Below are 25,857 nucleotides of genomic sequence, written 5' to 3'. Positions count from 1 at the left end.
GGGGTGCGGGTCTCGGTGCCGGCTTCGGGGGGTGCGCGGCGGCTCGCTCTGGGGGAGGCGAGCCGCCGCGCTGGCCAATGCGTCCCCCTCGGAGGCACTGACCGGGCCTGGTGCACCGCAGTCTGCCGACCAGCGGTGGCGGCACGGTGGCCGTCCGGTGGTCAGGGGCGGTACGAACAGCGGTAGCCGGTGGTCACCGCGGTGCGCAGGGCGTCAGCCGTGGACTGTTCGGTCGCCGCGATGGTGTCGATGGCGCGCCGGATCGCTTTGCGCACAGCGGTTCTGGCGCGTTCGGCGGGGCCGGCGAAGTTGCGGGTGCGGCCACCCAGCCCGGTCTCCCGCGCCAGATGGTCGAGCAACGCCTCCAGTTCGGCCTCGAGCCGCGGGGTCGGGTTGTCGTCGATCCGCGCGCGGAGATCGCGGACGCGGGTGAGATAGGCGGCGCGCGCCTCCGGGTCCAGCAGCGGCTGGTTGCCGCTGTCCTCGCCGCCGACGAGCTCCAGTGCGGGAACCTCCACGCCGGGATCCGCCACCAGCCGGGCGAGGTACCGCATGCCCACCAGGTCCTCGACGCGGATGTCCTTGCCGTGGCGGGACACGATCCACCACCCGCTTTCGCGCCGGATGGAGATGCGACCGGCCAGCCCGTCGCGGGCCTGGGCCCACATCGCGGCGCGCGCGGTCATGCCGATCGCGTTCGCGTCGGTGATGGCGACGTCGAACAACTCCCGGCCCTGCTCGCCGCCCAGCGTCTGGGCGAGGGTCGCGCGGGCGTAGGCGGTCATCGGCAAGTTGCCGAGCCGGATGTTGGTGGTGACCGCGCGTTCCAGGTGCCGCGCGGCGAGGGAGTGGTCGCCGAACGTCGTGGCGGCGATGCCCAGCAGCAGTTCGGCCGACCCGAAGCAGATGATCGCGGTGGCCGGCACGACCGGCATGTCCGCGAACGGTTCGAGCAACTGGTAGGCCTCGCGGGCGATCTCCTCGTCCCCGAGCCCCGCGGCCACGTGCACCACGCAGAACATGCACGTGATCCAGGTGCTGGACAACGGGACCGCGCTCAGCCCGTTGATCGTCATCCGGTGCAACGCCGACCGCGCCCGGTCGTGTTGCCCCGCCTCCAGTGCGAGCAACGCGAGTGCCGCCTCGAAGCTGAACTCCAGGTCCGGCAACGTGGGGGAGTGCGTGACCTGCTCGGCCAGGTCGACCAGTTCGCCGCCGCGGCCCTGCAGCCACCGGATGGCGAAGAGGTGCGTGCTGTGGAACGTCTCCGCGTCCACGTCACCCGCCTCCAGCCCCATCCGCAGGCAGGCCAGCGACTTCTGCTCGGCCTCCGCGAACCGCCCGGCGCGGATCGTGCGCATGACGTCCATCGCGGCGTGGAAGAAGAGCAGCCCCGGATGGGCCTGCGCCCGTCTGGCCAGCTCGACCTGCGACCGTTCGGCGTGCGGGTCGCCCAGGCAGAACAGGTCCATCGTGCGCCGGCACAACCCGCTGAGCGCCAGCAGGTCGAGGCCGGACGCCGACGCGACGGTGATCAGCTCGTCGGCCAGGCTCAGCCGCAGGGCGTTGTGCTCCGGCGACCACAACGCGTGATGTGCCAACGACAAGGCCTCGGCCAAGGTCAATTGGTCACCGGTGTTCCTGGCCTGTTGCAACGCTTCCAGCACGCACTCGGTCTCGCGCCGGTCGTACGCTTGCTCGGCCGCGAGCCGCACGGTCAACCGGGTGTGCAGCGGTTCGGCCGGGTGCAGGACAAGGGCTTCGCGCAACCGGGCGATCGCCAGCGCGCGGTCGGCGCGGCCGCGGAACTTGTTGACCCACATGCCCGGCAGCCCTAGCGCCGCCTCCGGATCACCGTCCCGCGCCGCCTGGTCGAGCAGCTCGCGCGCCTCGGTGATCCTGCCCTTCGCCAGCACGGCGTGCGCCCGTTCGACCAGCCGGACCGTGTCGTCGAGGGCCGTGGCCCCGGTGGAGGTGACCACGATGACCACCGGCAGGCGATGCACACCGCCGGCCACGACCTGGGTGAGCCGGAACGCCTCCTCGCCCGCCACGTCGATGTCGTCGATCATGACCAGTGCCGGTCCCGCCGACAGCACGTCGAGGACTTTCTGGGCGCAGACCTCGGGATCGGCGTCGAGCGCCGACGCGTCACCGCCCAGCCCGGCGAGAACGGCGTGCCACGGCCAGAACGCGGGAGCGTCCGCGCGGCAGCCGACCCAGGTGACCGCGAACCCGTTCGCCCGCGCCAGTTCCGCCGCCTGGATCAGGTACTGCGTCCGTTCGGCTCCCGCGGGTCTGTTCACCGCGAAGAGCTGACCGGTTCCCCGTCTAGCCCGTTCGAACGCCGATTCCGGCAGCACCGCTTCACCCTCGAATGCACTTCCTCAGCCAGGACCCGGCAGAACCTAGCGGAGATCGCAGACCGCCACGTACGGGGTGGACACCCATTTAGGGTCGGTCAGTGCGGGAACATCGCGAAGGACAGGTCGTCCGTCAGCGGGGTGGACAGGTGGCCTTCTCCCTCGGTGTCCTCGAAGGACAGCAGCGAGCCAGGGCCGAACTCGCGGCGTTCCCCGTTCGACACCGTGACGGCCGCTCTGCCGCTGAGCACGATCAGCCATTGCTTGCGCGGGGCGACGTGCAGCTCCCACTCTGGTGTGCCGGCGGACGGTTGCTCGACCACCAGCATCGAGGACGCCTGGAACGGGCCGGAGACGAGCAACGGCGGCACACCCTCGACCGTGACCGTCGGTGTGCCCTGCACCTCGACGTCCTCGAAGGCCGATCCGCCGTTCTCGTCCGCGAACACCCGCACGTAACGCATGATCTGCAGGCTACTCGCGATCTTCGAGGTAGCGGGTGTGGTCCGCCTGCCGCTGCACGTCGGCCGCGTGGAACCGTTCCGCGACCCGCACGGCATCGGCGTGCAGCAAGTCCAGCTGCCGCACCAGTTCCGCGCCCGAACCACGCGCGGCGGCGAACCACCACGGCAGGTTCAGGTAGGTCTGGACGGACAGCGGCAGGTCGGTGCCGACGAGCCGGGTGACGGCGTGCAGGGCGTCCGGGTCGGCGCGCAGCGCGCGCGGGCGGTCCAGCATGCCGCGCAGGATCTCGGCGATCTCCGCGAGCTTCGGCGCGACCTCGGCGGGCACGTGGAAGCCGCGGACCCGCAGGACGAGCGCGTCCAGTTCGGTCCGCAGCTGCCCTGCTTCCTCCTCAGGGTCGGTCACCAGGATGATCCGCTCGGGCGGCGCGGCGAGGGCGCCCACGCCGTAGAGGCCGAGCACCACCAGCAACCAGTAGGAGCCGGCGAACCCGGCGAGGTGCAGGAGCAGGCCGATCAGCCCGCCGGCGCAGCCCGCGATGTTCTTCCAGGACGTCAGGTAGCGCAGCACCGGGTTACTGGTAGCCACGGATCTCCTTGAACGCCGCGGAAAGCGAGCGGCTGCGGGCGTCGAAGACCTTGCCGCCGCTCATCTTCGCCAGCTGTTCCATCTCGGCTGTCGCGCTCTCGCCGAACAGCACCGGGAAGATCGGGATGCCCTTGAGGTTCTGTGGCAGGCCCTGGTGGAACGCCTGGAAGTTGCCGATGGTCTCGTCACCGGTGTTCTCCCCGTCGGTCATCAGCACGATCGACGTGAACCGGTCCGGGTCCGCGTCGATCTGCTCGCGCAGCACGTCGTACCCGCCACGCAGGCTGCTGTAGATCGCCGTGCCGCCGACCGCGTTCAGCGACGTCGCCGTGGTGCGGATCTGGTCGAGAACCGGGCGCGGGTCGGCGGTCGGCACCTCGTACTTCAACGCCGGTTGCGCGCTGCTGCTGAACGGCAGCAGCGTCACCTGCTCGCGGCCGTGGAACCGGTTGAACTTGCCCGCGAGCGACTCGTCGGCGCCCGTCAGCCCCACCAGCGCCTGGCGCAGGCCCTCGATCCGGTCGCCCTGCATCGAACCGGACGTGTCGAGCACGTACAGCGTGCGGGACGGGCGGCGCAACTGGTCGAAGTAGGTGGTGACCAGACCGTCCACAGCGGACTGACTGCCGGGGAACGGCAGTTCGACGAGGTCCTTCACCGCGAACTTCGGGTCCAGCGGTACCTGCGGCACGACCGGGCGGCGGCGGGTGGTGTCCATGATCTTGCGCTGGACGTCCGCGCTCTTCAGGTGGTCGGAGAGTTTCTGGTGCGCCGCACGGGCTTCCGAGCTCGCGGACGTGAGCAGGGTGAGCGGGTAGTCCGCCGTCACCACGCCGTCGCTCGGGTACACCAGCGTCAACGGCTCCTGGCTCTGCGACAACAGGACCGACTCGTAGTTGATCAGACCGTCCACTTTGGCGCCGGGGTCCTCGCCCCTGGCCCTGCGCTGGTAGGCCTCTGACAGCCAGCCGGACGAGCCCGCGGACAGCGTCTGCGCGGAGAAGAACTGCTTGAGCTGCGGCGCGACCGCGTTGATCTTGGCGGCGTCGAGTGCCGAGCCCGAGCCGGACAACGCCGCCGCGACCCCGACCAGTGCGGAGAAGCCCGAGTTGGAGGCAGATGGGTCGGTCATGCCGTAGGTGAACTTCCGGGCGCCCGCGGCCGCGGCGATCTCCGCCCAGCCGACGCGTTTGGTGTCCCAGCCGAGTTCCTTGACCTTGGCGGCGGGCAGGCCGAGCACGACGGGGGAGGACATGACCTTGGTCGGGGTGCCGAGGCGTTTCTGGGCCTCGGGCACCAGCTCCAGGTAGCGGTTCGACGAGAACCAGACCGCGTCGAAACCCTGTTCGGCGGCGCCGCTCGCGACTTTCTCGGCACCCTCGATGGTGCCGGTGAAGCTGAACTTCACCGAGATTCCGGTGGCCTTGGCGGCCTCGTCGAGGACGGGCTGGAGGTCGGCGAGTTCGCTGCCCGCCAGGACGCGCAGGACGCCGGGAGCGGCGTCGCCCACCGGTCTGGACGAGTCGGCTTCGTCGGAACACCCCGCGAGCAGCGCCAGAGCGGCGACCGCGGGAACGAGGCGGCGGATCATGCTTGCTCCTTCGTACGAAGGAAACGAACTCCCGCGGAGCAGAGCAAGAAGCGGGGGCCCGCCCCGAGGGCGAAAGACCGTCGTGTACGTCCGGTCAGCCGGTCCGGGGTGAAAACCAAGCTGCGGACGGGCCTACCGCCGGGCTGGCGGGAGGTGAAGTCTGTGGAGCTCAGGTAAGACCGATGGTCGGTATTCCGACCCTCGCCGTGAAAGCGGGTCGGCACTGGGCGGTGAAGCAGAAAACTCAACCCGCGAGGGGCGAATCTCCCTGCTTCAGTGGGGAGGGAAGTCAAGCTTGCTCCTCAGCGCCGCGCACGCGGCTCAGGTGGTCGTGGGCGCGCCGGATCTCGGCGTCCAGCGCGGTGACCGTGCTGGACATCGAGTCGGCCGCGCGGGCCTTGAAGGTGTCGATCGCGTCGATCGCCGCGTAGATCTGGTCGAACGAGGTGCGAACCGCCTCGATGCCGACCGCCGGGGTCGCGGCGATGCGCTGGATGTCCTGGCCCTGCAACGACATCAGTGTCGCGTTCGACTTCAGGATCGAGTCGGTGAGGCCGCGCACCGCGTCGACCTGGTCGATCACCTCGCGCTGGCCGGCCAGCGCCGCCGCCACCGCCACGCCGACGCGCAGTGCGGTGACGGTGGTGCTGACGGCGCGTTCGATGCCCTTGATCAGCTCGTCGTTGTTGCGGCGCACCACGTCGAGCGCCAGGTACCCCTGCGCGCACACGGCCAGCTGGGTCAGCAGGTCCTGATGGCGTTGCCGCAGACCGAACAGCACGTCGGCGCGCAACGTGTTGGCGCGCCCTGGATCGGCCAGGTCGAGGATCGCCACCTGCCGTTGCACCGCCTCGTCCATCTCGGCGGCGAGCGCGGCGTCCTGCGACAGCTTGGTCATCAGGTCCCACAATCGCTGCCGCTCGCCCTTGATGGCGGCGTTGTCGCGTTTCAGCGCGTCCTGGCCGGACCGCAGTTTCAGCACGATCCGGTTCACCGGCTCGTCGGCCGCCCGCAGCCGCGCCAGCACACCCTTGGCCGCGTTGCCGCCGGGGATGAACCCCAGGATCTTGCGGCCGGTCAGCTTCGTGAGGTCCTGCGGGTCCAGCTCACGCACCGAACGCCGCAACTCGGTCAGGCTCGTGGACACCTGCGTGGTGTGGGGCGACGACACCGAGGCGAGCGTGCGGTCCAGCAGCCGTCCCGCGATCTGGGCCGCGATCCGCATCTCCGCCTCGCCGAGCACCAGCGCCTCGTCGACGATGCGGCTGAAGTCCGGCGACTGCGGATCGACGGCGTTCAGCGCGTCGATGAAAGCCATGGCTCGCGCGGAAAGCTCGACCCTGGACTCGTCGGTGACCGGGATCAGCCCTGCCGCGCGGGCGACCGGCACGGGCTCGACGGGGTCCGGTGGCGTGAGCGCGAAGTCGGTCACGTCAGTACTGCTTCGCGATCGCTTCGAGCATCCGCTCCAGCGTCTCGTGCGCGGGCGGTTCGACGACGTCCACGATCGTCTGCGGCACGGTCAGGTTCTTCTCCTTGACGATGTCGTTGAAGTGCTTGGGATCGGCGGTCCGGAACCCGAACGTCGCCGCGAGCCTCCCCAGTTCGGCGTCGCTCGACAGCAACTGCCCGACCCGGTCGCCGGGCTCGCGCAACGGCACCAGCGTGTGCTTGGACAGCACGGTCGGCGCCGGGTACAGCAGCTTCATGTCCGGCCGGATCGTCGAGTCGCCGCGCACCACCCGATCGACGAACTGCGCCTCGTACGCCAGCACCAGCGGCGTCTTGCCCATCCCCGCGGACAGGTAGTCCTCGAACGGCCCCTCGCTGCTGCTCTGCGTGTAACCCTGGTCCAGGAACAGCTTCGACACCGCCGGCAGCACCTTGGCCTCGGCGTCGGGCGTGCTCACGACTCCGCCGTTCGCCACGAACGACGTGATCGCGAGATACATCGCCGCCGAATTCGAATCACGCGGATCCGTCGTGGTGACCAGCAGGTTCTTGCGCGCCGCATAGGAACCGTTGCCCGGCAACTGGTCCCACCGCGTGCCCTTGGCCGCGAGATCGAGGTAGGCCTGCACGTCGAACGTCTGGTAGCCCGGCCCCGCCTTGACCACCCCGGCCTTGGTGAGCAGGTCGGCGATCGGGTCGAACGTGGCGATCACCATCGGCGACGAGAACGGCGCGTACGTCCGCGCCGCCTTGCGGTCGCGCTGGATCTTCTCGGCGGCGGGCGCGCTCGACGGGAACGCGAAGTCGTACCTGTCGAGCTCCGTGGTCGTCGCGATCTGCCGCGACCCGGCCGGATCCACCTCGACCTTCAGTCCGTGCTTCGCGAAGACGTCCTTGACCCGCTGGTCGGCGAAGAAGGCGAGCTTCTCCGAGCCGATCACGCCGCGCACCGTCTGGAGCTGCGTCTGCTCGCCGCCGCCCTGCCCCAGGACGATCGCCGTGACGACACCCACCAGCAGCACGATCGCAAGACCGATGCCGAGCGTTCTCTTCACTGTCCACCTCTGCCGGATGCCCTGTCGGAGAAGAGATCCTTCGTCACTTCGACGCCGTTACGAGGTGGGTGGTCGCAACCGTGAGATGAACAGTCGATGAACGGGCCGATGAGTTCGCGGCGCCGCCCGAGTCGGTATGGCTGAAGAGTTCGAATCGAGGAGGTTCAGTGATGAGGTTCGTGACGATCGGCTACGGCGAACGCGCGGGCTACGACCGCACGGACCAGGCTGTTCGCGACGCGGCGCACGCCCACGACGAGCGTCTGCGCGCGGCCGGGGTGCAGATGGGCATCGCCGGGTCGCCCGTGCAGGTGCGCAACCCGGAGAACGCCGGGACGAAGGTGGAGGAAGGCCCGTTCATGCGATCCACCCTGCCGATCGCGGGATTCGCGCTCATCGAGGCCGAGTCCTTGGAAGAGGCCGTCGAGATGGTTGCGAACACTCCGTGCGCGGTTGCTCACGGAGTGGTGGAGGTGTGGCCGTTGCAGTCAGCGCAGGGGTGATCTGTCGCCCACGGACCACTTGTGGCCGAACGGATCCGTGAAGCCGCCCTGCCGGTGCGTGCCCCACGGCATCTGGTGCTCCACAACGGCCGAGCCGCGGACAGCTCCGGCAGCGAGAGCGCGTCCCACGAACCCGTCGGGATCGTCGCAGAACAGCTCGACGCGGACGCTCGTGACCCCGCTCGGACTGCTCTCCGCGGGGTTCGACGGGGTGACCTCGTGGACGAAGAAGGCCGCGCCGCCGATCGACAGGCCGGCGACGCCGCCGAGGTTCCACAGCTCCGTGGCGCCGAGTGCGGTCCGGTACCAGCTGACGGCCGCGTCGGCGTCCGGGACGATCAGCATCACCGAGATCACCGCAGGCTCGCCCATGGGGACAGCGTGCCGGATCCGGTCAGAGATCGCTCAGCAACCAGGCGACGTCGCGGACCAGCGCGTGCCGCCACCCGACGCGGTCGTGCCCGGCCGGTGACCGGTTGACCCGCACCGTCGCCCCCGCCGCCGCGGTCAGCTCTTCCACGGCCGCACAATGCCTGTGCATCGCCGGTTCGTGCTCACCGACGTCGAACGCCACCCGCAGGCCCGACAGGTCGAGGCCGGGCAGGCGTGCGGCGGTGTCACCACCGGCCGGGCCGTCGAGCGCGATCCCGTGGCCCGGCAGGTCGCGGGCGTACCAGAACGACCCCGACTGGCAGGCCACCTTCGAGACCAGCGACGGGAAGTCCAGCGCGGCCTGGAACGCGCTCAGCCCGCCCAGACTCTGCCCGGCGACGACGAACCGCGAGAGGTCCACGGTCACACCGTTCTCGGCCAGCAACGGCAACAGCTCGTCCTGGATCGCCTGCCACAACGCGGGACTGCTGTACTCGGCATCGCGATCACGAGGCGTGGGCAGGAAAACCAGCGTGGTCGGCGGCATCTCGCCGTTCTTCACGGCCGATTCGAACGCGGCCACAGCGGGGTGCGAGTACATCCAGTCGTCGCCGTCGAGCAGCAGCACCACCGGCTCGCCGCCTTGGTGCACGCGAACGGTTTTACGTCCGAGAGAACCGTTCCAGCGGATGCGCGACGACGGCAGGTCCAGCACCTCGTCCGGCCCGACGACCGGCCAGTGCGGCTGCGGCTCCAGGTCCGGGGTCGAGAAGATCGACCTGTTCGGCCCCGCCCCTTCGGGGTTGAGCGGATCGGCGTGCTCCTCGCCGTCACAGAGGAAGTGATAGGTCACGCGAAGCCGGGCGGGCAGGTCGACCTCGGCGACCCAGACGTCGCCCCGGCGGTGCAGCTCGACAGGCTCCAGCACGCTCTCGAACCGCAGGGTCGCCGGACCACCATGCCACTGGAACAACGTCATCGCGCCACCGCCAACTGGTACGAGGAGTCACGGCCGAGCAGTTCGCGGTGCGTGCCCTCACCGGTCACCGTGCCGTCGGCCAGCACGATCACGCGGTCCGCCACGTCGAGCAGCGCCGGGCTGCTGGTGATCACGATCGTGGTGCGGCCGCGGCGCAACGCGGTGACGTTGCGGGCGATGAGCTGTTCGGTCACCGCGTCGACGGCCGTGGTCGGGTCGTGCAGCACCAGGATGTCCGGGTCGGCGGCCAGGGCGCGGGCCAGGGACAGGCGCTGGCGTTGCCCGCCGGAGAGGTTCGCGCCGCGGTCGCGCACGGCGTAGTCGAGGCCGTCGGAGTGCAACGCCACGACGTCCGTCAGCATCGCGGCGGCCACGGCTTCTTCCACCAACGCACTCGAACCGGACGGATCGACGTTGTCGCGCAACGTTCCCGCGAACACCTCGTGGTGCGACGGGTTCACCAGCAGGCAGGTCCGCACGCTCTCGATCGAGAGTGATGCGATCTCCCGCTTGCCCACCCGGACCACACCCGAGTAGGCGGACGGCGGCACGTCGACGGAGAGCAGCGAGGTCAGCTCGGCCGCCGCCTGGGGCTGGTAGGCCGCGATCGCCACGAACTCGCCGGGCCGCACCGAGAACGTCAAGTCCCGCAACGTTCCGTGCGTGACGGACCTGACCTCGAGACCGCTCGACGGTCCTGGCTCCTCGACCCCGGGGGTCATCCGGGGCGGCGCCGCGAGGATCAACGCCATCCGTTCGGCGGAGGCGCGCGCGATCATGACGTACTTCGGCATCTCCGAGAACATCTTCAGCGGCTCGATCAGGAACTGGGCCAGGCCCACGGCCATCACCAGCTGACCGACCGAGATCTCGCCCCGGAACGTCAGCAGGCCCGCCCACAACGTCACCGCCGCGGCCAGCAACGAGTTCAGCGCCAACGCCAGACCGGCGTAGACGCCGTTGACCCGTGCCACCACGATCGACTGCTTCTTGGCCTCGGTGCTCACCCGCCGGTACGCCTGGAACGCCGCGTAGCTGCCGCCGAACCCGTGCAGTGGCCGCAACCCCGCGATCAGGTCGGACACCTTCGCGCCGGCCCGCGCGACCTTCGCCTGCTGCATCTGGGTGTTCGCGCCGATGCGTCGTGACATCACGCTCAGCACGCTGAGGATCGCCGCGGTACCGACGAACACCAGCACACCCAGCGGCACGCTGATCACCGCCAGCACCACGCCGGTGATCACCACCGACACCAGGGAGCTGATCAGCAGCGGCACCACCTCGATGATGTCCGCGGTCTGGTCGGCGTCCTCGGTGGCGATGGTGAGCACCTCGCCGGACTTCAGGTCGACGTCCCGCGCCACCGGCTGCAGGCCGTGGTCCGCGACCGCGACCCGCCACCGGTGCGCTTCCGTGGTGTTCGCCTTCTGCAGGATGCGCATGCCGAACCGCCACGAGTACGACACCGTGGCCATCACGAGCCCGAGCGCCAGCAGCGCCAGGCCCAGTGAGCTGAGCTGACCGCCGCGCAACGCGAACTCGACGATCACGCCCAGCAGGATCGGTACCGCGGTCTCGGCGGCCTGGTACGAGCCCATCAGCAGGGTGCCGGAGGTCATGGCGCCGACGTTGCGGCGCAACGCGACCCGCAGGATCTCCCGGCCGGAGCGGACTTCAGTGTTCGTCAACGTGGCGCGCAATCGCTTCGGGGGTGGAAAGGGACAGCAGGTCGCGGATCGTGACCACGGGACCGAACTCGCGGCGCAGCAGGCCGATCAGCCGGACCGCGAGCATCGAGTGCCCGCCCAGGTCGGTGAAGCCGCTCGTCATGCCCACCTCGTCCTCGTCGAGGTCGAGCGCCTCGGCGAACATCTCCCTGACCACGAGCTCGGTCTCGGTGAGCTCGCGGACCTCCTGCCGGACCAGGGTGCCGAGCGGCCGGGCGTCGGGCAAGGCGCTCGTGTCGGCCTTTCCGTTGACCGTCAACGGGATCGCGTCCACCTCGGCGTAGTGCGAGGGCCGCAGGTAGTCCGGCATCCCGGCACCGACCTCCGCCGCGATCGACGGGATGTCCGCGCCCGGCTCCAGCACGAGGTAGGCCGCGAGCCGGTACGCGCCGTCGACCTGCGGGTCGGCCTGCGCGACGGCGGCGACGAACCGGACGCCTTCGTGGGCGGCGAACCTCGCCTCGACCTCGCCCAGCTCCACGCGGTGACCGCGGATCTTGACCTGCTTGTCCGTGCGGCCGAGGTAGAGCAGGTTGCCGTCGGGACGCCTGATCACCAGGTCGCCCGTCCGGTACATCCGCTCGCCCGGCACCCACGGGCACGCCACGAACCGTTCGGCGGACTGCCCCGGCTGACCGAGGTATCCGCGCGCGATGCCCACGCCCGACACGTAAAGCTCGCCGGGGACGCCGTCCGGCACGTGCCGCAGCCACGGGTCGAGCACGTACACGTCGGTGTTGTCGATCGCCACGCCGACCACCGGGTCCACGCAGTCGAACGTGCCGACGCCGAGCGTGTTGATCGTGTACTCCGTTGGGCCGTAAAGGTTGTAGCCGATCGTGCCGGGGGTGTCGGCCAGCTGCCGCCACAGCGTCGGCGTCACGGCCTCACCGCCCAGCAACACCAGCGCCGGCTTGTGAGCCGGGTTGTTCAGGAGGCCTTCGGCAACCAGTTGCTGCGCGTAGGTCGGCGTCACGTTGATGACGTCGATCCGGTGCTCAAGGCAGTACTCGACCAGTTCGGTCGCGTCTCGGCGCAGTTCCTCGTCGCAGACGTGCACCTCGTGGCCGTCGGCGAGCCAGAGCAGCTCCTCCCACGACATGTCGAAGGCGAACGACACGGTGTGCGCGATCCGGAACGTCCGGTGCCCGTGCTCGGCCAGCACCGGCTCGAAGATCCGCCGCTGGTGGTTGACCAGCATGTTGGTCAGGCCGGCGTACTCGGTCACCACGCCCTTGGGCTTGCCGGTCGAACCGGACGTGTAGATCGTGTAGGCCGCGTGCTTGAGCCGGTCCGGGTCGTCGGGGGCGAACGTGATCACCGGCTCGGCGTCCGGCCACGGCCCGTCGAGCTCGAATGCGGGGCCTTGGATCCGCGGCGCCACCGAGCTGGTCGTGATGATCAACGACGGCCGGGCGTCGTCGATGATCGCGGCGATCCGCTCGTCCGGGTGGTCCAGCTCCAGCGGCACGTAGGCCGCACCGCAGCGCAGGATTCCGAACAGTGCGACGACCCAGTCCATCGAGCGCGGCACCGCGATGGCGACCGACGTCTCGACGCCGATGCCCCGGTCGGTGAGCACGCCCGCCAGATGACGGCTGCGGTCGCGCAGTTCCGCGAACGTCATCGACTTGCCGTGCGCGACCAACGCGATCCGGTCCGGGTTGCGGTCGGCCGCGATGTCGAACAGGTCGACGACGGTCTGGTTGCCGAAGTCGTTGGCGGGGTTGAGCTCCGGCTCAGGTCCGGTGCCGCGGATCGCCCCGACCGGGCCGTCCGCGGTGGCGAGGTCGTCGAGCACCCGCAGGTAGTCGTCGAACAGCCGCTCGGCCAGCGCGGGGTCGGTGACCTCCGGCCGGTACTCGAGCTTGACCGTGAGCTGCCTGCCCGGCGTCACGACCCAGGTGAACGGGTAGTGCGTCGAGTCCTCCGACTCGTGGTCGATGATCCCGTTCGCCGCGTTGAACTCGTCGAACGTGCTGTCGCCCAGAAAGTTCTGCAGTACGAACAGGTTGTCGAACAGCTGGTCGTGGCCGCTCGCGCGCTGGATCTCGCCGAGCCCGACGTGCTCGTGTTCCATCGCGTCGACCCGCGACGCCTGCACGTTCGCGAGGAACGTGGCCGCCGTGTCGTCCGGCCGTGCGGTGATCCGCATCGGCACGGTGTTCAGCAGCACGCCGACGATCCCGTCCGTGCCCTCCTCCTCACGACCGGACACCGTGACGCCGAACGTCGCGTCGCCGCGTCCGGTCTCGCTGCCCAGCAACAACCCGAGCGCGCCGGTGACGACCGAGTTCAGCGTGACCCCGTGCCTGCGCGCGGCCTCCTTGATTCTTGCGGAGTCCTCCGTGGACAGAATTTTGACGATCTTGGTCGGCAAGGTGTCCGAAGTGGACCCGTCGCCGAGCAGTGTCGGACCGGGCAGGTCCGCGAGGTAGCCGGCCCAGAACCGTTCGGCCGCTTGAGCGTCCTTGGCTCGCAGGGCACGGGTGTAGCTCTCGAAGCTGGGCGTGGCGGGGGAGGAGTCGACCGGCTCGTTGCGGAGGAACGCCTGGTAGGCGTCGAACAGGTCGCGCAGCACGATCTCGCGCGACCAGCCGTCCCACAGCAGGAGGTGGTAGCTGAACAGCAACGCGTCCCGGCCGTCCGGCAGCCGCAGCACGGTGAGCCGCACGAGCGGCGGAGCGCCGAGGTCGAAGCCCGTGCCGCGGTCCTCGACGCGCAGTGCCTCGACGGCGTCCTGGTTCAGCACGTCGACCGTGCGAACCTTGATGTCGTTGTGAATGCCGAGAACCTGGACCGGCGACCCGTCCTCGTCCTCGAACCCCGCGCCGACGACCGGGTGCCGGGCGATGACGTGCTGCAGGGCTTTGGTCAGCGCGGCGGTGTCGAGGCGGCGGTCGAACGTGAAGTAGCTCTGCGCGACGTAATGCCCAGCCGCACTCAGCTCCGCCTGGAAGTACAAACCGCGCTGCAACGGCGAAACCGGTGCCGTGCGCCGCGCGTTCACCGAGGCGTCCGCGATCCGTTCGAGCGCGAGCAACCACCGTGCCGCGATCTCGTCGGACACGTCCTCGGTCAGCGCGAACGTGGCCCGCAGACTGCCGGTCGACGTGTCCACCCACGAGTTGACCTCGACCGCGTACGGACTCGGCTGCTCGCCGGCGTCGATGGTGATCGCCTGCGCCTCGCTGCCCCGGCCGAGGTAGTTGAACAACACCTGCGGCCTGGGCAGTGCCGCCAGGACCGGCGCGGTCTGCGGGTTGAGGTACCGCAGCCGGCCAAAACCGACGTGCTGCTGCTCATCCGGCTGACGCTGGGTGAGCTCCCGCGCCGCCTGGACGGGATCGGTGTGCGGGCTGAGCCTCACCGGCGCGATGGAGGTGAACCAGCCGACCGTGCGGGTGTAGTCGTGGTGGTCCTCTACCGGCACACGGCCGTGGCGCTCCAACTCGATCACCAGATCCGTCGGCGTGCTTTGGATCTCGGTCAACGCCGTGCGCAGCGCACCGCAGAGGAGCTCGGTCAGGCCGACGCCGAGCGCGACCGGCGCGGCGTGCACGACGCGGTCGGTGATGTCGGCGGACAGGTTGACCGTGATCTCGCGCTGGTCGCCGATGTGGTGCGTCAGGACCGGGGAGTCGAGCACGTCGATCCAGCGGCGCAGGTCTGTGTCGGACTGGGCCTGGATGGTGAGGGCGCTGGTGTAGGCGCTGAACGGGGTGGTGGCCGGGGCCAGGTCTTCGCCGCGCATGGCGGCGGCGATGTCGTCGAGCAGGATCAGCCACGAGACCGCGTCTACGGCGAGGTGGTGGACCACGACGACGAGGGTGCGGGTGGACTCCAGCCAGGTGAACGCGGCCATGACGCCGGCCTCGGGGTCGAGGCGGTGAGCGGCTTCGTTGGCGGCGGCCTGGGGGTCGTCGGTGGTCGCGACGAGCACCGGCACCACACCGGCTGCGACCTGCGGATCGTCAGAATTGTCAGACCCGCTTGAGACGATTGGAGTGGGGACCCGATCCCCCCAGGGGGCCTGCCAATCGGGATCGATTCCGAACGACCAGACCCCGTGCTCGACCCGCAGTCGCATCCGCAGGGCCGCGTGAGCTCGAACCACGGCGTCCGCGGCGCGCTGTGCCTCCGCCAGGCTGCCGCACTCCACCTGTCGGGCCTGGGCGAACAGCTTCAGGTCCCCGCCCAGCTCCCGCTGCCGCAACACGATCGGCGTCGGCACGATCGGCCCGTCCTCCTGCTGCTGCTGAAGTGCACGCGGGGAGCTTTCGTTCACTTGGAGCGCACGAGAGGGCCCCGCGTGCGCGGCCAGGGCGCGCGGGGTTTTGTGGAGGAAGAGGTCTCGGGGCGCGATGGACAGGCCGAGCGCGCGCGCCCGGTTGACCACGCTGATGGCGATGATGCTGTCGCCACCCGAGACGAAGAAGTCAGAGTCGGCGTCGACGTCGGTACCGGGCAGAGCCTCGGCGAAGATGCTCACCAGCGAGGTCAGGACCGGAGCGTCGGCCGCGGCGGCAACCGGTGCCTCCTCGGCACGGGCCCGCTCCTCCAGCACGGCACGGTCCAGCTTGCCGTTCACCGTCAGCGGCAGCGCGTCCAGCGCCAGAACCCGCTGCGGCACCATGTGCACCGGCAGCTTCGCCCCGAGCACCGCGGCGATGTCCGCGGCGGGCGTGCCCACGACGTGCGCGACCAGATGGTCGGCGGTGTCCGCCACCGTCACGGCGACGTCCACGACGCCGGCGACCGAGCGGATCGCCGCCTCGACCTCGCCCAGCTCGATCCGGAAACCCTTGAGCTGCACCTGGTTGTCCGCGCGGCCGACGAACTCCAGCGAGCCGTCGAGGGTGCGGCGCGCTAGGTCGCCCGTGTTGTACATGCGCGCGCCGTCGCCGGAGAACGGGTCCGCCACGAAACGGCTCGCGGTCAGGCCCGGCCGGTTGTGGTAGCCCAGCGCGATCTGGAAGCCCGCCACGTAGATCGCGCCGACCTGGCCCGGTGGCACCGGGCGCAGAGACGGGTCCAGCAGGTACGTGCGCAGGCCGGGGATCGGTCCGCCGATCGGGCTGACCTCGCGGCCCGAAGCGAAGTCAGCGTCCTCCAGCACGCGATGCGTCACGTGGACGGTGGTCTCGGTGATGCCGTACATGTTGACCAGCTCGGGACGGTCGGTCCCGTACCGCTCGACCCACCCGCGCACCCGCGACAGCTCAAGGGCCTCGCCGCCGAAGATGACGCGGCGCAGTGCGGGCAACGGCGATGAGAGCCGGTCGGCCTCGATGAACTGGTAGAACGCTGACGGCGTCTGGTTCAGCACGGTGACGCCACGCGCGCGCACCAGGGCGTGGAAGTCGACCGGCGAGCGGGTCAGGCCGTGGTCGGGCACCAGGAGTTCGCCGCCGTAGACCAGCGCGCCCCACAGTTCCCACACCGCGAAGTCGAACGAGTACGAGTGGAACTGCGTCCACACGTCGTCCGGGCCGAAGTTCATGTCCGGCTGGGTGTTCGCCAGCAACGTCACCACGCTGGCGTGCGGCACGACGACGCCCTTGGGCTTGCCCGTCGAGCCGGACGTGTAGATCACGTAGGCAGGGTTCTGCCAGTCGAAGGAAGGCACGGCAGCCTCGCCCGGCACCTCGTCGCCGTAGACCAGGACACGCGCCGCAACGCCGGCGCGGGACAGCAGGCGTTCGAAGCGCTCCCGGTGCTCGCGTTCCACCAGCACCACCTGGGGTGCGGAGTCGGCGAGGACGTACTCGAGGCGCTCGTCCGGGTACGCGAGGTCCAGCGGCACGTACGCGCCGCCGGCGGACACGATGCCGACCAGAGCGACGACCTGCTGCGGCGATCGCCCGATCGCGACCGCCACCCGCTGCCGCGGCCCCACACCCGCGTTGACGAGCGAGCGCGCCAGCCGGTTCTTGGCGTCGGCGAGCATTCCGTAGGTCAGGCTCTCGGAGCTGCCGTCGAGGTGGCACATCGTCACGGCGCGAGACGACGGGGAACGCTGGGCCGCGGCGTCGAACAGGTCGGCCAGCGTGACCGGTTCGACGTCGGCAGCGGCGCGCGTCGAGGTCAGCGATGGCACCGGAATGCTGGAACCGCCCAGCAAGGAAGTCAGCGTGTCGACGAACGCCCGCAGGATCGTGTGGGCGCCGGCCTCGCGCACGACCGTGGTGTCGTAGATGAGGTTGAACCGCAGCGCGCCGTCGTTTCCGCGCTCCGCCACCAAAGTCAGCGGGTAGTGCGACGCGCCCTCGTTCACGATCTCGGTGATCTCGAACGGGCCGCTCAACGACGTCGCGTCCGTGGCCACGTCGAACACCACGATGGTGTCGAACGCCGAACCGTGCGGCGCCTGCCGTCCGATGCGGGTGAGCGACACGTGCTGGTGCGGCAGGACCGCGGTCTGGTGCGAACGAACCGATGCCAGCAGTTCGCGCGCGGTCGCGGAGTCGGACCACCGCACGCGCACCGGGATCGTGTTGATGAACAGGCCGACCATCTCGGCGATGCCGGGCACGTCGGCGTCCCGGCCGGAGACCGTCGAGCCGAACACGACGTCCTGGCTGCCCAGGATGCCGCCCAGCGTCACGCCCCACGCGCTGTGCACGGCGTTGCTCAGCGACACACCCGAAGCGCGCACCGACTCGTCCAGGTCAGCAGGCGCGTCGATCACCATGTCGGCGAACTGGTCGGACGGCGTGTGCCCCTCGGCGACCAACGACGGCGCGGCCAGCCCGGCGAGCTCGGCGGCCCAGACGCGGTCGCTTTCGAGAGCATCACCGGTCACCAGCCAGCGCACGTAGTCGGCGTAACCGCCGCGTACGTGCACAGAACCTGGCGTCTCGTACTCGGCCAGCAAAGCCCGCAGCATCGGCGGGACCGACCAGCCGTCCGCGATGATGTGGTGCACGGTCTGGACCAGCACGTAACGGCCGGGCGCGGTCCGGATCAGCGTGAAGCGCATCAACGGCCCGCGGGCGAGGTCGAACCCGGCGACGCGGTCCTGTTCGGCGAACGCCTGGAGCTCCTCTGCGGTCATGCCCTGACCGTCCACAGTGGAGAACTCCGGCCGGACCCCGGACTCCAGCACGGAGACGACCCGGCCGTCCGGCAGGCCGACGAACCGCGCGGCGAGGTTCGGGAACAGCTCCAGCACGCGCACGGCAGCCGCTTCGAGCCTGCGCGCGTCCACGGATCCGGACAGCGTCAGCAACTGCTGCTCGACGTAGCGGTGCGCCGAGTCGTCGTCGAAGACCGAGTGGAAGTACAGGCCCTCCTGCAACGGCGTCAGCGGCAGCACGTCGCGCAGCGCCGGGTTGTCCAGCGAGTCGACGTCCGCCTGCGTCAGCGGCACCAGATCGAAGTCGCTGGGGGAGTGGCCGCCCACGGTCAGCGCGGCCAGGCCTTCCAGCGCCTCTGTGAAATACGAGCCGATCTTCGCGATGTCGGCGTCGGTGAACACACCCGACGGCCACGAGATGACGGTGACCAGTTCGAGTTCGCCGTCAGCGCCCGGTTCGGCGGAGGCGTTGAACTCCAGCGCGCGCGGCAACCGCATCGCCGGGTCGCGCTTCTCGCCGAGCTGTCCGGCGTTCTCCGCGAGCTGCCAGTCGCCGCTGGTGCCTCCGCCGAAGCGGCCGAGGTAGTTGAACAGGACCTGGGGACGGCCAACGCCGAACTCGTTGCGCCCCAAGTACTTCAGCGCACCGTAGGAGACGCCGTTCGAAGGCACCAGCGCGAGGTCTTCCTTGACCCGCTTCAACGCCGAGGCCAGGTCGTCCGAACCCGGATCCACGGTCACCGGGAACAGCGTGGTGAACCAGCCGACCGTGCGGGACAGATCCGGGTCGAGCGGCACGAACCGGCCCTCACGGCCGTGGCCCTCCAGCTCGATGTGCGCGAACGTCTGGTCCTGACCGTTGTCCCGCCGCCACCGGGCCAGCGCGACCGCGAGACCGGTCAGCAGCACGTCGTTGACCTTGGCGTGGAACAACGCGGGCACGTCGCCGAGCAGTGCGGCGGTGGCGGCGGAACCGACCGTGACCGTGCGAACCTGTTCGCCCGCAACGACATCCTCGTCGGTCAGCTCACGCCGGCCGAGCAGCTGATCCTCCCCCGGCAGCGCACGCTCGAAGTACGCGCGGTCCGCCTCGAAAGAAGCCTGCTCCAGCAACTGGGTCCAGCGACGGAACGACGTGCCGACCGGACGGAGTTCCACGGGTGAGCCCGACGAAACCTGTTGCCACGCCAGGGCGAGGTCGTCGAACAGGATGCGCCACGACACACCGTCGATCACCACGTGGTGGATCACGATGACGAGCTGCCGGGCCTCGGACCGCCACACCGCCCGCAGCATGATGCCCGCGTCCGGGTCGAGCCCCTCGGTCGCGGCGAGCACGCACTCGTCGAGCGGCGCGTTGCTCTCGTCCCACAACGCATGGCCGTCGGAGGGGATGTCGAACGACCAGCGCTCACCGCGGACCAGCTTGGCGCGCAACATGTCGTGCCGCTCGACCACCGCGTCGAGGATCTGCGTCAAAGCGTCGGCGGTGAGGTCGGGGGGAGTGTTGAGCACGACCGACTGCACGAACCCGTCGATGGCGTCCGTGGTCTCGCCGAGCCACTGCACGATCGGCAGACCCGCCACCGGCCCGGTCGGCACGTCGTCGTGGTCGACCGCCGAGGCACCGTCCCGCGACGCGACGGCGGCCAGCGCGCGCGGAGTGCGGTTGAGGAAGATCTGGGTGGCCGTGACGAACACGCCCTCGGCCCGCAGTGCGGACAGCAGCGAGATCGCCAGGATGCTGTCGCCGCCCAGCTCGAAGAAGTCCTGGTCGGCACCGACCTGCTCAACCCGCAGCACCGACGCGATGGCGGCGCAGATCACGGCCTCGTCGTCGTTCGCCGCTGCGGTGACCGGCCCGGTCTCCGCCACCGGCTCCGGCAGCGCGCGGCGGTCCAGCTTTCCGTTGGCGGTCAACGGGAACTCGGCCATCACGACGATGTGCGCCGGCACCATGTACTCGACGAGGTGCTCGGCAGCCCACTGCTTCACGGCGTCGGCGGTCAGGCTGTCCACGGCCGGCACGACGTACCCGACGAGGTAGTTGCCGCCCGCCGAGTTCTTCCGCACCACGACACAGGTGTGACGGACCTGCGGGTGCTCGGCCAGCGCGACCTCGACGTCCTCCAGCTCCAGCCGCATGCCGCGGATCTTGACCTGGTTGTCCACGCGGCCGAGGAAGTCGAGCGAGCCGTCCGGCGCGAACCGCGCCAGGTCACCGGTGCGGTAGAGGCGCGAACCGTCGGCGGCGAACGGGTTCGCGACGAACCGCGACGCCGTCAGGCCTGGGGCGTTCACATAGCCGCGGCCCAGCAGGAACCCGCCGATGTACAGCTCGCCGCCGACACCGGGCGGGCACGGCCGCAGTTGGTCGTCCAGCACGTAGAGGTCCGTGTTCGGGTTCGCCCTGCCGATCGACGTCGACAGCCGCTCGGCCTCGCCGCGGTAGATCACGTGCGAGACGCCGATCGTGGCCTCGGCCGGGCCGTAACCGTGGTACATCGGGATGTCGAGCTGCGTGCGGAACCGGTCGTACAGCTCGGGGGTCAGCACCTCGCCGCCGCACCACACGTGCCGCAGGCTGTCCAGCTCGCCCTCGGAAGCGATGTTCAGCAGCACGTCCAGCATCGACGACACCAGATACACGAACGTCACACGGTGCTGGTCGATCGTGCGCAACAGGTGGTGCGGGTCGCGCTCGCCGCCGGACCGCACGACGACGGTCCGTCCGCCGCACACCAGCGGCAGGAAGATCTCGTTGATCGAGATGTCGAACGACAGCGGCGCCTTGAACAGCGACGCGTCGGAGTGTCCGAAGTGGAGGATCTGGTCGACCTGCCACAGCAGGCGTTCGCTGATCGCCTCGTGCCGGATCATCGCGCCCTTGGGGCGGCCGGTCGAACCGGACGTGAACATCACGTACGCGAGCTGCGCGCCCTGGATCGTGACGTCGGTGGGTTCGCCGGAGTACGCCGAGAAGTCCCACGAATCGAGGTCGACCGCGACGGCCGGGGGTTCACCCTCCTGGCCGGTGCCGAGAAGTAAGACGACCTGGGCGTCGGTGATCACGGACTCGCGCCGCGACGCCGGCCACTGCGGGTCCAGCGGCACGAACGCGCCACCGGCCTGCAGCACGGCGAGCAGGCTGATCACCATCTCCGCCGAGCGGTCGAGCGAGATGCCGACGACCTGCTCGGCCCGCAACCCGCGTTCGACCAGGTGGCGGGCCAGCTGGTTGGAGCGGGTGAGCGCCTCGCCGTAGGTGAACGCGCGCTCGCCGTCGTTGATCGCGACGGCGTCGGGGCGCTGCCGGGCCTGCGAGCGGAACAGTTCGACGATGCTCGGCCGGTCGCGCGGGAACTCGTTGTCGTTCCACCGCGCCAGATCCGCGAGCCGCTCCTCGACCGTCTGGGAGGTCAGCGTGCCGATGGCGCGGTTCGGGAACTCGGCCAGGTCGTCCAGCGCTCGTTGTGCCTCAACGAAGTCGACGCCCTCCGGGAGCGGGATCGCCCAGCCCTCAGGCCGTTCGGCGACGTCCCACCGCTGGCCCTTGTCGGCCCAGACCAGCAGATCGCCGAAAAGCGTTGCAGGCGTGAGGTCGAGTCCGTCGACCTGAAGGTCCGGGTTCGCCCAGCGGGACAGCGCGACGGCGCTCGCGACGGCGATGGTCCGCTGAGGGTACTCACCGGCACGGCGCCGAATGGAGGCGATCCGGGCGGTCGAAAGAAGTACGTCACGCTCGGCCATCAGTTCCATCGACGACTCAGCCATCCCTTCACGATCGGTGAAGGTAGCCTAACCTAAGTAGTTGCCGATCCGAATCGCCAAGCGGCCCAAAGTGCCGCGTAACGCCCGTCACGCGCGACGAGTTCCTCGTGGGTGCCCTGCTCGATGACCCGGCCCGCGTCGAGGACCGCGATCCGGTCGGCCGCCATCGCCTGCGTCAGCCGGTGCGCGACCAGCAGCGTGGTGCGGCCCCGGCAGGCCGCGAGCGCGGCACGTTCGAGCGCGGCGGCACCCTGGCTGCCCGCCTCGGCCGTCGACTCGTCGAGCACGACGACGGGGGACCGGCCGAGCACGAGCCTGGCCAGCGCGATCTGGGCGATCTTGGTCACGTCGAGGCGTTCGCCACCCTCGCCGACGTCGGTCTGGAGTCCCTGCGGAAGTGCCTCGACCCACGAATCCGCGCCGACGGTGCGCAGCGCGTCCATCAACTCGTCGTCGGTGGCGCCGGGAGCGGCCAGCCGGAGGTCCTCCGCGAGCGGACCGGCGAAGACGTGGGCCTCCTGGGTCAGGATGCTGACCAGCGCGCGGGCGCCGGCCTCGTCCAGTTCGGCGAGATCGGACGGTCCGATGTGGACGGACCCGGTCTGCGGGGTGCCGGTACCGGCGACCAGTGCCGCCAGCGTCGTCTTGCCAGCACCGGTCGCGCCGACCAGCGCGAGCGAGGTGCCGGCGGGGATCTCCAGGTCGACGTCCCGCAGCACGTCGTGCTCGGATTCGGGATAGCGGAAGGAAAGCCCGCGCACCGACACCGGAAGCGGTGCGGCGTTCCGGTCCACCGCGACCGCGCTGCGAACCAGTTCGTCACCGTCGGACTCCGTGAGCACGCCGACGAGCCGGGTCAGCCCTGCACCGGACTTCTGCGCCTCGTCGAAGAACGCCATGATCAAGCCGAGCGGCACGAACAGCTTGTGGAACAACAGCGCCGCGACCGATACCTGGCCGAGCGACGACTGTCCGTTCGTCACCAGGAAGTAGCCGACCACGATGATCAACCCGAGGCCGATGAACTCGGCGCGGTTCTCCCTGCCGATGAACCGGCCGAAGAACCGGAAGACGTCGATGCCGATGTCGCGCACCCGCCACGACTCGGCGGTCACCTTGTCCCGGAACGCGTTCTCGAGACGGTAGGCGCGGACCGTGTCGATGCCGTCCAGGCCGCTGATCAACGCCTGGGCGCGATCGGCCTGGGCTTCGGAACGGGCCCGGTAGAGCGGCTGCGAACGCGGCAGGTACCAGCGCAGCGCCAGCCAGTAGGCGGGCAGCGCGCAGGCACCGGCGAGACCGAGCCGCCAGTCGAGCCCGAACATGCCCGCGGTGGCGATCACCACCAGCACGACCGCCGAGAAGATCGTCGGAATCGCGGTGCGGAAACCCTTGGAGATGACCGCGACGTCGTCACCGACCCGGGACAGCACGTCGCCCCGGCCGACCTGTTCGATGCGCGCACTCGGCATCCCGAGCACCGCGCGGACCGCGCCTTCCCGCAGCCGCGCCAGCATTTCCGCGCCGACCCGGCCGACGAGGTACGTCGAGACGGCGGTCATCACCGCGCCGGACACCGCGGCCACGACCGTGGCGATGCCGATCGTCCAGAGCAGCGATGCGTCTCGCCCGCCGACGATCCCGTCCACCACGGTGCCCAGCAGGAACACCGGGATGATCTGCAGCACCGCCCCGGCCACCGTCGCCAGCACGGTGGCGATCGGCAGGCCGGGGGCGGCGCGGCAGTGGTCGAGCACCCACGTCAGTGCCTCCCGTCCGGACGCCGTGCGCAGGATCTTCGCGGGCACGGTGGAGACACTCCTGGTCACGAGAGACCTTTCCACGGTCGCGGGCTGGCCATGAACGGCGCTTTTGTGGACCTCAGGTCCACAAAAGCGCCGTTCATGGCAGTTGGGTCAGCTGACGGACTTGGCGGCCTTGACCAGCTCGTCGATCGCGTACGGCATGGACGCGAGGGTGGCCTGCGAGATCGCGGCACCGACGGCCGGACCCTCGCTGTCGAGGATCCAGTGGACCTTGCCGGCCTTGACCGCGGGCAGGTTCGCGAAGAGCTGGAAGCCCTTGAGCGCCTTCTGGTCCGCCTCGTCGTTGATGATGAAGATGCGGTCGACGTTCATCACGTCGATGCGCTCGGGGGACAACGACACGTAGAACTTGCCACCCGCGAGCTCGTCGACCTTCGTGTTGCCCTTGAAGCCGAGGCCGGTGATGACCTGGCCACGCACGTCGGTCGTGGCGAACGGGCCGATGGCGTCCTTGTACCAGGACGCGACGACCGCGGTCTCGTTCGCCCAGGCCGGGTTCGCCTTCTTGGCCTCGGCGATCTTGTCGTCGATGGCCTTGATCATCTTGGTGCCCTCGTCGCCCTTGCCGACCGCCTTCGCGACCTGCAGCGCGTTGTCCTGCCACTTGGCGGAGAAGGGCTCCTTCTCCTCCTTGGTGCGGCCGACCACCGGAGCGATCTTGCTGAGCTTGTCGTACCACTCCTGGGTCGCCTCGGAGTAGACGGCGACGATCAGGTCGGGACGCAGCTGGGCGATCTTCTCGTAGTTCGGCTCGGTGTCGCCGTTCTTCATGACGACCTCGGGCGTGGTCGAGCCCCACTTGTCCTTCACCCAGGCCCACTGGGTGTTGATGTCGGGCTTCTTGCCCTCGGGGTTCGGGTACTGGTCGACCATGCCGACCGGTACGACGCCGAGTGCGAGCAGCGACTGCTCGTCGGTGTAGCCCAGGGAGACGACGCGCTTGGGCGCTTCCTTGATCTCCGTCGTGCCGAAGAAGTGCTCGACCTTGGTCGGGAACGTGCCACCGGAGGCGTTGTTCGAGTCGGCGGTCGTGGCAGGCGTGGAGGAACCGCACCCGGCGAGGACGCTGGCACCGACCACCACGGCTGCTGCCACAGCGGTCAGTCGCTTCCAGGTCATGGTCGTTCTCTGGCCCATTCGGCACCTCGTTCGTTCGCTGCCCACGCGGCGGTGGAAATTAGGACAGCCGAACCTTATCACCCGGTTAGGGCAGGCTAACCTAGTCCTTGGTCACTCTTCGATACCACGTGGGTCCGGCCGATGGGCACGATCAACGGACGCTCGCTGACCGGGTCGTCGATGACCTTCGCCTGCAGGCCGAACGTGTCCAGCAGCAGTTCGCTGGTGATCACCTGGCTCGGGTGTCCCTGCGCGACGATCGATCCCGCCTTCATGACGATCAGGTTGTCGCTGTAGCGCACGGCCAGGTTCAGGTCGTGCAGGACCATGACGATCGTGCAGCCGCCCTCGTGCAGGTCGTCGACGAGGTCGATCACGTCGATCGCGTGCGCCAGGTCCAGATAGGTCGTCGGCTCGTCGAGCAACAGCAGGTCGGTGCCCTGGGCGAGCGTCATGGAGATCCACACCCGCTGCCGCTGACCGCCGGAGAGCGAGTCGACCGGGCGGTGGGCGAGATCGGCCACACCGGTCATCCGCAGCGCCTCGGCGACGATCCCCGCGTCGTCGCTCGACCACTGGCGGACCCAGCTCTGGTGCGGGTGCCGGCCACGTGCGACCAGGTCGGCGACCGTGAGTCCCTCCGGCGCGATCGGGGTCTGCGGCAGCAGGCCCATCTTCTTCGCGACGTCCCTGGTCCGCAGCCGCGCGATGTCGTGGCCGTCCAGCAGCACGGTTCCCTGGCGCGGTTTGAGCAGCCTGGACAGCGTGCGCAGCAGGGTCGACTTGCCGCAGCCGTTGGGCCCGATGACCGTGGTGATGACACCGGTCGGGATGGAGACGTCCAGGTTGTCGAGCACGACCCGGTCGGCGTACCCGACCGTGACGCCCTCGGCCCCCAGTCGGGCGACATCGTTGCGCAGCGCGGTCATAGGGCAACCTTACTTAACTGAGGTTGCCCTTGGTCAGCG

General features: G+C 69.7%; 14 protein-coding genes. 1 reads left to right on the top strand and 13 read right to left on the bottom strand.

Going from position 1 to position 25,857, the window contains the following annotated elements; all coding sequences use genetic code 11:
- Nucleotides 1–161 precede the first annotated feature (161 nt).
- The 6 genes from B0F77_RS21730 to B0F77_RS21705 form a co-directional block, all read right to left on the bottom strand.
- A complete protein-coding gene (locus B0F77_RS21730) occupies nt 162–2,306 on the bottom strand; it encodes a hypothetical protein (protein WP_143466842.1) in 2,145 nt (714 codons plus the stop codon).
- A 155-nt stretch (nt 2,307–2,461) separates the two neighbouring features.
- The gene (locus B0F77_RS21725; RefSeq protein WP_086664772.1) at nt 2,462–2,827 is read right to left on the bottom strand and encodes a cupin domain-containing protein; all 366 of its coding nucleotides are present in this window, start codon (nt 2,825–2,827) and stop codon (nt 2,462–2,464) included.
- A gap of 10 nt (nt 2,828–2,837) precedes the next feature.
- A complete protein-coding gene (locus tag B0F77_RS21720; RefSeq protein WP_245848514.1) occupies nt 2,838–3,416 on the bottom strand; it encodes a hypothetical protein in 579 nt (192 codons plus the stop codon).
- Nucleotides 3,403–5,007 (bottom strand): VWA domain-containing protein, encoded by a 1,605-nt coding sequence (locus tag B0F77_RS21715; protein ID WP_086664770.1) that lies wholly within the window; start codon nt 5,005–5,007, stop codon nt 3,403–3,405. The genes B0F77_RS21720 and B0F77_RS21715 overlap by 14 nt, the downstream gene beginning before the upstream one ends.
- A gap of 289 nt (nt 5,008–5,296) precedes the next feature.
- The gene (locus tag B0F77_RS21710) at nt 5,297–6,439 is read right to left on the bottom strand and encodes a toxic anion resistance protein (protein WP_086664769.1); all 1,143 of its coding nucleotides are present in this window, start codon (nt 6,437–6,439) and stop codon (nt 5,297–5,299) included.
- A 1-nt stretch (nt 6,440) separates the two neighbouring features.
- On the bottom strand, nt 6,441–7,514 hold the full coding sequence (locus tag B0F77_RS21705) for a hypothetical protein (protein ID WP_086664768.1): 1,074 nt from the start codon (nt 7,512–7,514) through the stop codon (nt 6,441–6,443).
- A 170-nt stretch (nt 7,515–7,684) separates the two neighbouring features.
- Between B0F77_RS21705 and B0F77_RS21700 the strand changes: the two genes are divergently transcribed.
- Nucleotides 7,685–8,017, top strand: coding sequence for a YciI family protein (locus B0F77_RS21700; RefSeq protein ID WP_245848513.1), 333 nt, complete (start codon nt 7,685–7,687; stop codon nt 8,015–8,017).
- Here the strand turns inward: B0F77_RS21700 and B0F77_RS21695 are convergent.
- From B0F77_RS21695 to B0F77_RS21665, 7 genes are all read right to left on the bottom strand, one after another.
- The gene (locus B0F77_RS21695; RefSeq protein ID WP_086664766.1) at nt 8,003–8,389 is read right to left on the bottom strand and encodes a VOC family protein; all 387 of its coding nucleotides are present in this window, start codon (nt 8,387–8,389) and stop codon (nt 8,003–8,005) included. The two genes, B0F77_RS21700 and B0F77_RS21695, sit on opposite strands and share 15 nt — an antisense overlap.
- A 22-nt stretch (nt 8,390–8,411) precedes the next feature.
- Nucleotides 8,412–9,368: an alpha/beta hydrolase-fold protein gene (locus B0F77_RS21690; RefSeq protein ID WP_086664765.1), complete on the bottom strand. Its 957-nt coding sequence runs from the start codon at nt 9,366–9,368 to the stop codon at nt 8,412–8,414.
- Entirely contained in the window at nt 9,365–11,056 is a 1,692-nt protein-coding gene (locus B0F77_RS21685; RefSeq protein WP_211293918.1) for an ABC transporter ATP-binding protein, read from the bottom strand. Before B0F77_RS21685 ends, B0F77_RS21690 begins: the two co-directional genes overlap by 4 nt.
- Nucleotides 11,043–21,947, bottom strand: coding sequence for a non-ribosomal peptide synthetase (locus tag B0F77_RS21680; protein ID WP_211293917.1), 10,905 nt, complete (start codon nt 21,945–21,947; stop codon nt 11,043–11,045). Before B0F77_RS21680 ends, B0F77_RS21685 begins: the two co-directional genes overlap by 14 nt.
- Nucleotides 21,948–21,976: 29 nt before the next feature.
- Complete coding sequence (locus B0F77_RS21675) at nt 21,977–23,773, bottom strand: ABC transporter ATP-binding protein (protein ID WP_086664764.1); 1,797 nt, start codon at nt 23,771–23,773, stop codon at nt 21,977–21,979.
- A gap of 87 nt (nt 23,774–23,860) precedes the next feature.
- On the bottom strand, nt 23,861–24,889 hold the full coding sequence (locus B0F77_RS21670; RefSeq protein ID WP_211293916.1) for an iron-siderophore ABC transporter substrate-binding protein: 1,029 nt from the start codon (nt 24,887–24,889) through the stop codon (nt 23,861–23,863).
- 95 nt (nt 24,890–24,984) lie between these two features.
- Nucleotides 24,985–25,818 (bottom strand): ABC transporter ATP-binding protein, encoded by an 834-nt coding sequence (locus B0F77_RS21665; protein ID WP_086664762.1) that lies wholly within the window; start codon nt 25,816–25,818, stop codon nt 24,985–24,987.
- Between the last annotated feature and the right edge of the window lie 39 nt (nt 25,819–25,857).

Source organism: Lentzea kentuckyensis (assembly GCF_002150765.1).
Lineage (GTDB): Bacteria > Actinomycetota > Actinomycetes > Mycobacteriales > Pseudonocardiaceae > Lentzea > Lentzea kentuckyensis.
This window is presented reverse-complemented; position numbering and strand designations above follow the sequence as displayed.

Bases quoted from the DNA above. Each gene is read 5' to 3' on its own strand.
- B0F77_RS21725 (WP_086664772.1), bottom strand. From the start codon at position 2,827: ATGCGTTACGTGCGGGTGTTCGCGGACGAGAACGGCGGATCGGCCTTC.
- B0F77_RS21715 (WP_086664770.1), bottom strand. From the start codon at position 5,007: ATGATCCGCCGCCTCGTTCCCGCGGTCGCCGCTCTGGCGCTGCTCGCG.
- B0F77_RS21700 (WP_245848513.1), top strand. From the start codon at position 7,685: ATGAGGTTCGTGACGATCGGCTACGGCGAACGCGCGGGCTACGACCGC.
- B0F77_RS21695 (WP_086664766.1), bottom strand. From the start codon at position 8,389: ATGGGCGAGCCTGCGGTGATCTCGGTGATGCTGATCGTCCCGGACGCC.
- B0F77_RS21690 (WP_086664765.1), bottom strand. From the start codon at position 9,368: ATGACGTTGTTCCAGTGGCATGGTGGTCCGGCGACCCTGCGGTTCGAG.
- B0F77_RS21680 (WP_211293917.1), bottom strand. From the start codon at position 21,947: ATGGCTGAGTCGTCGATGGAACTGATGGCCGAGCGTGACGTACTTCTT.
- B0F77_RS21670 (WP_211293916.1), bottom strand. From the start codon at position 24,889: ATGACCTGGAAGCGACTGACCGCTGTGGCAGCAGCCGTGGTGGTCGGT.
- B0F77_RS21665 (WP_086664762.1), bottom strand. From the start codon at position 25,818: ATGACCGCGCTGCGCAACGATGTCGCCCGACTGGGGGCCGAGGGCGTC.